Annotated in this window: 11 protein-coding genes; all 11 read right to left on the bottom strand. The window is 65.3% G+C overall.

The genetic code is table 11. The features are described from left to right. On the bottom strand, positions 1-278 hold a 278-nt coding region (locus AC5JJ6_RS28530), incomplete at its 3' end, for a DegT/DnrJ/EryC1/StrS family aminotransferase (RefSeq protein WP_496045302.1). After that, positions 275-556, bottom strand: a complete 282-nt coding sequence (locus tag AC5JJ6_RS28525) for a DUF6129 family protein (RefSeq protein WP_044431857.1) — start codon at positions 554-556, stop codon at positions 275-277. The genes AC5JJ6_RS28525 and AC5JJ6_RS28530, both read right to left, overlap by 4 nt. A 3-nt stretch (positions 557-559) precedes the next feature. After that, complete coding sequence (gene nifT, locus AC5JJ6_RS28520) at positions 560-766, bottom strand: putative nitrogen fixation protein NifT (protein ID WP_496045301.1); 207 nt, start codon at positions 764-766, stop codon at positions 560-562. A 56-nt stretch (positions 767-822) separates the two neighbouring features. After that, complete coding sequence (locus AC5JJ6_RS28515; RefSeq protein WP_496045300.1) at positions 823-1968, bottom strand: cysteine desulfurase family protein; 1146 nt, start codon at positions 1966-1968, stop codon at positions 823-825. A gap of 89 nt (positions 1969-2057) precedes the next feature. After that, the gene (locus AC5JJ6_RS28510) at positions 2058-2432 is read right to left on the bottom strand and encodes a nitrogen fixation protein NifZ (RefSeq protein ID WP_496045299.1); all 375 of its coding nucleotides are present in this window, start codon (positions 2430-2432) and stop codon (positions 2058-2060) included. Next, positions 2429-2755, bottom strand: coding sequence for a nitrogen fixation protein NifZ (locus tag AC5JJ6_RS28505; RefSeq protein WP_044431853.1), 327 nt, complete (start codon positions 2753-2755; stop codon positions 2429-2431). Before AC5JJ6_RS28505 ends, AC5JJ6_RS28510 begins: the two co-directional genes overlap by 4 nt. Before the next feature lie 57 nt (positions 2756-2812). Beyond that, the gene (locus AC5JJ6_RS28500) at positions 2813-3361 is read right to left on the bottom strand and encodes a 4Fe4S-binding leucine-rich repeat protein (RefSeq protein ID WP_496045298.1); all 549 of its coding nucleotides are present in this window, start codon (positions 3359-3361) and stop codon (positions 2813-2815) included. Between the two features lie 60 nt (positions 3362-3421). Next, the gene (locus AC5JJ6_RS28495; RefSeq protein ID WP_496045297.1) at positions 3422-3583 is read right to left on the bottom strand and encodes a 4Fe4S-binding leucine-rich repeat protein; all 162 of its coding nucleotides are present in this window, start codon (positions 3581-3583) and stop codon (positions 3422-3424) included. Further along, the gene (locus AC5JJ6_RS28490; RefSeq protein WP_496045296.1) at positions 3580-4194 is read right to left on the bottom strand and encodes a hypothetical protein; all 615 of its coding nucleotides are present in this window, start codon (positions 4192-4194) and stop codon (positions 3580-3582) included. The genes AC5JJ6_RS28495 and AC5JJ6_RS28490 overlap by 4 nt, the downstream gene beginning before the upstream one ends. A gap of 140 nt (positions 4195-4334) precedes the next feature. Then, a complete protein-coding gene (locus tag AC5JJ6_RS28485) occupies positions 4335-4526 on the bottom strand; it encodes a 4Fe-4S dicluster domain-containing protein (RefSeq protein WP_044431850.1) in 192 nt (63 codons plus the stop codon). Between the two features lie 134 nt (positions 4527-4660). After that, a complete protein-coding gene (nifB, locus tag AC5JJ6_RS28480) occupies positions 4661-6205 on the bottom strand; it encodes a nitrogenase cofactor biosynthesis protein NifB (RefSeq protein ID WP_496045295.1) in 1545 nt (514 codons plus the stop codon). Positions 6206-6545: the final 340 nt, after the last annotated feature.

Below are 6545 nucleotides of genomic sequence, written 5' to 3'. Positions count from 1 at the left end.
GGTCCGAAGCCGTAGGCCCGGAGCGCCAGCACCATCGCCATGGTGCCGCTGGTGACGGCTATGGCATGCCGCCGCCCGACATAGGCCGCGAACGCTTCCTCGAACGCTTCCGTCAGCCGCCCGTCGTTGAGACTAGCGGTATTCAGGATGCGCTCGATCACCCGAATCTCGGCATTGCCGATGTCGGGCTGGGTCAGCGCAATGTCCTCTTGCTCGAACTCGCCTTCGGCATCGCCGCCGGCAGCTTCCTCGACCTCGTCGGGGGCGGCATGGGTCATGCCGCTTCCTCGCGCTCGGCGATCACGATGCCGGTGGCGTTCGCCGGCTCGCGGGTCATCTTCCAGCAATGGTCCTTGCTGTCGACCAGATAGAGCAGATAGGCCGGCTCTTCGCGGTAAGGCTCGTCGGTCAGGTCGTTCTCGGAGCAGCCGGTGATGGTCAACCCCTGGTACTTCTGCTTGAGCGCCTTGACGACGGCATCCCGCTTGGTCCCCGCCGCATAGAGTTCGGTCGCCTCGGCGGTGATGCTGTCGATGCCGGTGATGGAAAGGGCCATGCCTCAGCCCTCCAGCTTGCGGGCTTCGACGGTCAGCGGCAGCCGGGTGTCTTCCGGCAGGTCCGGCATCTCAAGGACCCAGCCGTTTTCCAGGGTGATCTTGCCACCCCAGCATGCCGGCTTGTCGGACGACACGACCGTCGTCTCCAGGTCCTTCTTGGCGACGTAGATCATGTACTTTCCGTCGGCCTTGCGAAGCATGACTTTCATAAAAACTCTCCAGAGGTCATCAAAGGTCACTAAACGTCAGCGGTACAGGCGGCAGGTCATGCCGCCAGACGCGCGGCGATGCCCGGAAGGGCATCGAGAACGGCATCGATATCGCCCTCGGTGCTGTAGCGGCTCAGCGAGAAGCGCAGGCTTGCCGCCGCTTGCGCCTCGCTCAGCCCGAGGGCGAGAAGCACATGGCTGGGGTCCATGCCGCCGGCGGCGCAGGCGGCCCCCATGCTGACCTGAATGCCCGCCTGATCCAGCTTCATCAGCAGCGCCTCGCCTTCCATGGGAAAGCCGCCGCGGCCGATGAAGGCGATGTTCGAGGTGTTCGGAATGCGGGCGGCACCGCCGCCGTTGATCCGGGCGCCCGGCAGCCGGGCCAGGACGCCGGCCTCCAGCCGGTCGCGCAGGGCCGCGACGGCGGCGCCGGAGCCAGAGGCCAGCGCATCCCGCGCCAGAACGGCGGCGGCACCGAGCCCGACGATGGCGGGCACGTTCTCGGTGCCGCCGCGCAGCCGGCGCTCCTGATGGCCGAGGATCATCGGCGTCAGCACGAAGCCCTTGCGGGCGAACAACACGCCGATCCCCTTGGGGCCGTGAAGCTTGTGTCCGGAGAACGTCAGCAGGTCGATGGGGAGGTCGCGCAGGTCGATTTCCAGCCGGCCGACCGCCTGCACGGCGTCGGTGTGGAAGGCGGCGCCGCGCGACCGGGCGACTTCCGCCGCCTCCCGGACCGGCATCAGCACCCCGGTCTCGTTGTTGGCCCACATGACGGAAACCATCGCCGTGTCGCTGGACACGACCGAGGCCAGTTCGCAGCGCCGGATCCGGCCGTCGGCATCGACCGGCAGGACGGTGACGTGATAGCCCTGGGATGCGAGTTCCCGGAAAAGCGCCAGCGTCGAGGGATGTTCGACGGCTGTCGTCACGACATGGCGCCGGTCCGGCCGGGACCGGAGCGTGCCGAGGATGGCAAGGTGGTTTGCCTCGGTGGCGCTGGCGGTGAAGGTGATCTCGGCAGGCTTGGCGCCGATCAAGCCGGCCACGCTGCCGCGCGCCTGGCCGAGCGCCTGCTTGACCGCCATCCCGGCGCCGTGGGCGCTGGACGGATTGGCGTAGAGATCGGCCAGATAGGGGATCATGGCTGCCACGACCTCCGGAGCCGGCCGGGTCGTCGCGTTGTTGTCCAGATAAATCATGGCGCACCTCGCATCAGACGGTCACTACGCACACGGTCATTAGGCATACAGGCACTCGTCACCGGCCCCGAACCGCCGGAAGCTTCCGCCTACATGCGGCCGGGAGCGGCGCTGCGGACACCCAGGACCGGGGCGATCTCCTCCTCCAGGCAGCCGACCAGCTTGCCGCCGGGAAACTCGACCAGATAGACCGGCAGGTTGTTGGCTTCCGGGGCGTAGCCGACGCGGACGATCTCGCCGATCGCGTCCTTGAGGATCAGCAGGCTGCCTTCCGGGCTTTCCGGATGGCTGCCGTCGTTCAGCAGGTCGGTCACGGACCTGACCGCGATGCCCCACTCGTATTTCGGTTCACGCGGGGGGATGAAACCGCCTGGAGCGGGCGACCCGGCGACGACGATTTCCGAAGCCTCATCCGGAACGGGAACGCCGGGAACGACGATGTCTGCGGTCTTCTGATCGGTCATGACTGCGCTCCGCGGGGCTGGGTGGGGGATGAGTTCTGGGGTGCGTTGGCATAGGCATCGACCATCTCCAGCTCCTTCGCGCGCATGCCGATCACCCGGCGCTGCTCGAAGAAATCGACGCTGTAGATGTGATACATCTGAAGGTAGGAGCCGATGCTGATGACGTAGCCGACGGCGCCTTCCGGGATCAGCACCTCGCCGACCGCCGGTCCCGGATATGTCCCGTCGTTGCGGACGTTCTGGATGCTGCGGACCTTCTGCCCGACTTCGTAGACCGGCGGTTCCAGCAGCTCGTTCGAATCATGGGGATTACGGTTGGCCATGGCGCGTGTCTCCGCAAACGGATGAGGGGGAACCGGGGATGGGTGAAGGGATCGCGTTCACGTCATGTCGTCCTGGACGAGCAGCCCGGCGCGGCGGCTGAGTGCGATCTCGCGCACTTCGTCCACCGGGTCCTCGGTCAGGGGGTCGAGGTATTCCAAGGCGATCCGGCTGGCGACGACGTAGCGGACGCACCAGTCGCCGTCCTCGACCATGGCGATCAGCTTTTCGGGGCACAGCCGCTGCGCGACATGGAGCCGGACCCGCTGGCTGTCGTCCCACGCCATGCTGGCGAGCCAGTCGAGCCCGATCCGGCGCGCCACCTCCAACCGAACCTCCGGATCCTCGTCGCGCATCATGGCGGGCAGCATGCCTTCCGGCACGCGGCGGGCGACCCGCAGCCGGACCGAGTAATCGGCATCCCGCATCATGGGAGCGAGGTCGCCGTCTTCCAGGCGGGAAGCGACCGAGATCCGGACTTCCCGGTCGTGGTCGTTCCGCATCTTGAGCAGGAGCCGGCGGGGCAGACGGCGGGCGACGCTGCTGCGGACCGTTTCGTCGATGTCGTCCATCAGGCGCGGCAGGTGGAAAAGCGGAGCGTGACGCACCGCAATGGCGCGGACCTCGAAATAGGGGTGGTCGAGGTTTTCGACCGCCAGATCCTCGTTTCACTGAAAGAAACGCTGGATGCGCTTGGCATAGCGGTCGTGGACGCAGGCCTTCAGGGGCTGGCATTTGCCGTCTGCCAACCGGTCGGCATAGCGGCAGGCCTTGCAGTCGACCGACCGGCCGAGCCAGTCCAGGGCCTCGTCCATGTCAGCATTCGTCATGATTCGTCATCCTCCCCGTCCCGCTCCCACCGGTCGAGCACCGCCAGCAGGGGCCGGACGCCGATCCTGTCCGCCATGTCGAGTTCGAGCACCTTTTCCAGGATGACGCGGCCTTCGGCATGGCGTCCGAGGCGCACATGCAGGTAGCCCAGCGCCTTGACGGTGAAGAGGAAGAAGCGCGGAGCCGGATCGAGCGAGTCGAAATCGGCGTGACCGCGCGTCACCTGCTTCCAATCGGTGTGGTTCAGCCCAAGGCCGGCGGAGGCATGCTCCAGCATCCGGTATGCGCAGACCAGCGCCTGCGGCAGGCGCGCCTTGTAGAGGAAGTATTTGTAGTGGCCGAGATCGACCGCCCGGTGTCCCGGCGCGATCTCGGCCGCTCTCGCCAGATGGGCTTCGGCCAGCGCATCGTCGCAGTAGTGCCGTCCGGCCAGATGAAGCTGCCGTTCGGCTTCGGCAGGCAAGTCGCCGCCGTAGTAGCGCCTGGACAGCCAGGCATCGTCGATATCGGAGTCCATGCCTGCCGGGGCGAGCCCAGGGGAAGGCGCACGACCGGACGAAGTCCGTTCAAGCGTCATCTGGTCCTTGGACGTCGTATCGGGCAGCGTCACTCTCGAAGACTCCCGTCCCGCTCTGAAATGCCTGGAATCACCCGGTATCACCCGCCACGCCCTCATCCGGTCAGGGCATGGCGGCAAGTGGTATGCGGTGGATGGTATGGAGGTGGATGGAGACTCCCGCTTCAGCCGGATCAGGCCGCGACGCAGCAGTCGGCAGGGCAAACGGCGGCGCATTGCGGGGCGTCGAACTGCCCCTGGCACTCGGTGCACTTGACCGGATCGATGACATAGGTGCCCTTCTTGAAGCTGATCGCCTCGTTGGGGCATTCCGCTTCGCAGGCGCCGCAAACGGTGCAGTCGTTCTTGAGGATCTTGAGAGCCATGGTTTTTCTCCTGTTCGTACCGGCCTCGCAGCCGGCTTCGCTTGTTGTGTTGAAGTGACTTTCGCCCCACCGGGGTGTCTCGCCAAGGTGGTGAATTACCGCAGCATATGGCGATATGGGTTTATCGGCCGGTGTCAGGCTCGCTTGGCGGTATAGGCGCCCTGGCGGATCACAGCGTCGGCGCCGGTCTTCTCGACGATCGATCCGGAACTCAGTTGCGCCGAATAGTCCGCGTAATAGGCCAGGGCCGATTCCTCAATGTATTCGAAGGCGAAGCGGTCCACCGGATCGATCCCGGCTTCTTCCAGCGACTTGCTAGGGCAGCCGCCGATCTTGGCGACGAAGACCGCGACGCAGTCGTTGATCGCCTGGATGATGGTGCCCAATCCGTCCTCGTCGCCCGATCCGCCTTCGCAATACAGATCGACGCGCCGGTGACCGACGAACTTGGCGCCCTTGGCGTCGACTTCGTAGATCTGGAATTCCTTGGCGTGGCCGAAGTGTTCGTTGATGCGCTCGCCGCCCTTGGTGGCGACGGCGATCAGGATCGGCTTCTCGCCGGCCATATGGGCGACCTCGGCGATGGCGGCGGCCTTGGACTCGTGGCGCAGCGCCCGCTCGGCCTCGACATGCTCGCGGTAGGTCTCGCGCTTGGTGAAGCCGCCGCCGTCGAGGTCCACGTCCATCTGCATGACCTTCTCGGCGGTGAACTCGTCCCCCCGGTCCTCGCCCAGCAGGCCCACGGCGTCGGCGCGGCACTGGCGGCAGTGCCGCATCAGCTTCATGTCGCCTTCGCACTTGTCCTGAAGCGCCTTCAACTCCTTCGCGGTCGGTCCGCGCTGGCCGGTCAGGCCGAAATGGGTGCCATGCGCCGCGTCGGAGATCAGCGGCATGATGTTGTGCAGGAACGCGCCGCGCGCCTTGACCTCGCGGTTGACGTCGAGCAGGTGCTCGTCGTTGATGCCGGGGATCATGACCGAGTTGATCTTCGCCAGGATGCCGGCGTCGCGCAGCATTTCCAGGCCGAGCATCTGGCGTTCGTGCAGGATGCGTGACGCCTCGATCCCGGTCCAGCGCTTGTGGTCATGGAAGATCCAGGGATAGATGTGCTGGCCGACTTCCGGATCGACCATGTTGATGGTGATCGTGACGTGGTCGATGTTCAGGCCCTTCAGGCGATCGACGTAGTCGGGCAGCGCCAGACCGTTGGTCGAGAGGCAGAGCTTGATGTCGGGAGCCAGTTGGGAGAGCTGCTCGAAGGTCTGGATCGTCTGCTTGGCGCCGGCAGCCAAGCTGTCGCCGGGGCCGGCGATGCCGACCACGGAAAGCTGCGGAATTTCGGCGGCGACCGCGAGGACCTTGCGGACGGCCTGTTCGGCGGTCAGCTTCTCGCTGACGACGCCGGGACGGCTTTCGTTGGCGCAGTCGTACTTGCGATTACAGTAGTTGCACTGGATGTTGCAGGCCGGGGCCACCGCGGCATGCATGCGGGCGTAGTAGTGGTGAGCCTCTTCGCTGTAGCAGGGATGGTTCTTGACCTTCTCCCACACCTCGGGAGCCATGTCCGAAGGGCCATCGGAAGAGCCGCAACTGGATGTAGTACAACCCGAGGCTTCGGGCGCCGGCTGGGACTTCATTTCGCCCAAGCCGAAGATACTGTCCAGCGAGATTACATTCATGGTCCAATCCTTCCCGTACAGCCAAAGACGTCCCGGAGGCTCTGCGAGAGAAGGTCAGCAAGAATGGGGCCAGTTGGCTCAGACTTAAAACTTTTATACTTTTCAGTAGGTTATGGCGAAGCGTGTAACTTCTCAATGTCATGTTGACTACGCGGGGCCTGTGGTCTGTCGGGATCATGTCAGGTATCCGACATGGACCGGCGCCGGGTGTGACGGGGAAGAGACCAGCGTTTCGACCAGCCGCGGGATATTCGTAGGCCGGGTACAGCGAAGCGGCGCCCGGCCTATGGCTGGAGACCGCTTCTACTTTTCTCCTCCCGCTCAGGCGGAGCGGCGGGAT

The organism is Skermanella sp., from assembly GCF_059503625.1.
Note: the sequence above shows the minus strand (reverse complement) of the source record. Positions and strands in the feature narration are given on the sequence as shown.

Excerpts from the sequence above, each read along its gene's own strand:
- AC5JJ6_RS28525 (WP_044431857.1), bottom strand. The coding sequence starts at position 556 with ATGGCCCTTTCCATCACCGGCATCGACAGCATCACCGCCGAGGCGACC.
- nifT (WP_496045301.1), bottom strand. The coding sequence starts at position 766 with ATGAAAGTCATGCTTCGCAAGGCCGACGGAAAGTACATGATCTACGTC.
- AC5JJ6_RS28515 (WP_496045300.1), bottom strand. The coding sequence starts at position 1,968 with ATGATTTATCTGGACAACAACGCGACGACCCGGCCGGCTCCGGAGGTC.
- AC5JJ6_RS28510 (WP_496045299.1), bottom strand. The coding sequence starts at position 2,432 with ATGACCGATCAGAAGACCGCAGACATCGTCGTTCCCGGCGTTCCCGTT.
- AC5JJ6_RS28505 (WP_044431853.1), bottom strand. The coding sequence starts at position 2,755 with ATGGCCAACCGTAATCCCCATGATTCGAACGAGCTGCTGGAACCGCCG.
- AC5JJ6_RS28495 (WP_496045297.1), bottom strand. The coding sequence starts at position 3,583 with ATGACGAATGCTGACATGGACGAGGCCCTGGACTGGCTCGGCCGGTCG.
- AC5JJ6_RS28485 (WP_044431850.1), bottom strand. The coding sequence starts at position 4,526 with ATGGCTCTCAAGATCCTCAAGAACGACTGCACCGTTTGCGGCGCCTGC.
- nifB (WP_496045295.1), bottom strand. The coding sequence starts at position 6,205 with ATGAATGTAATCTCGCTGGACAGTATCTTCGGCTTGGGCGAAATGAAG.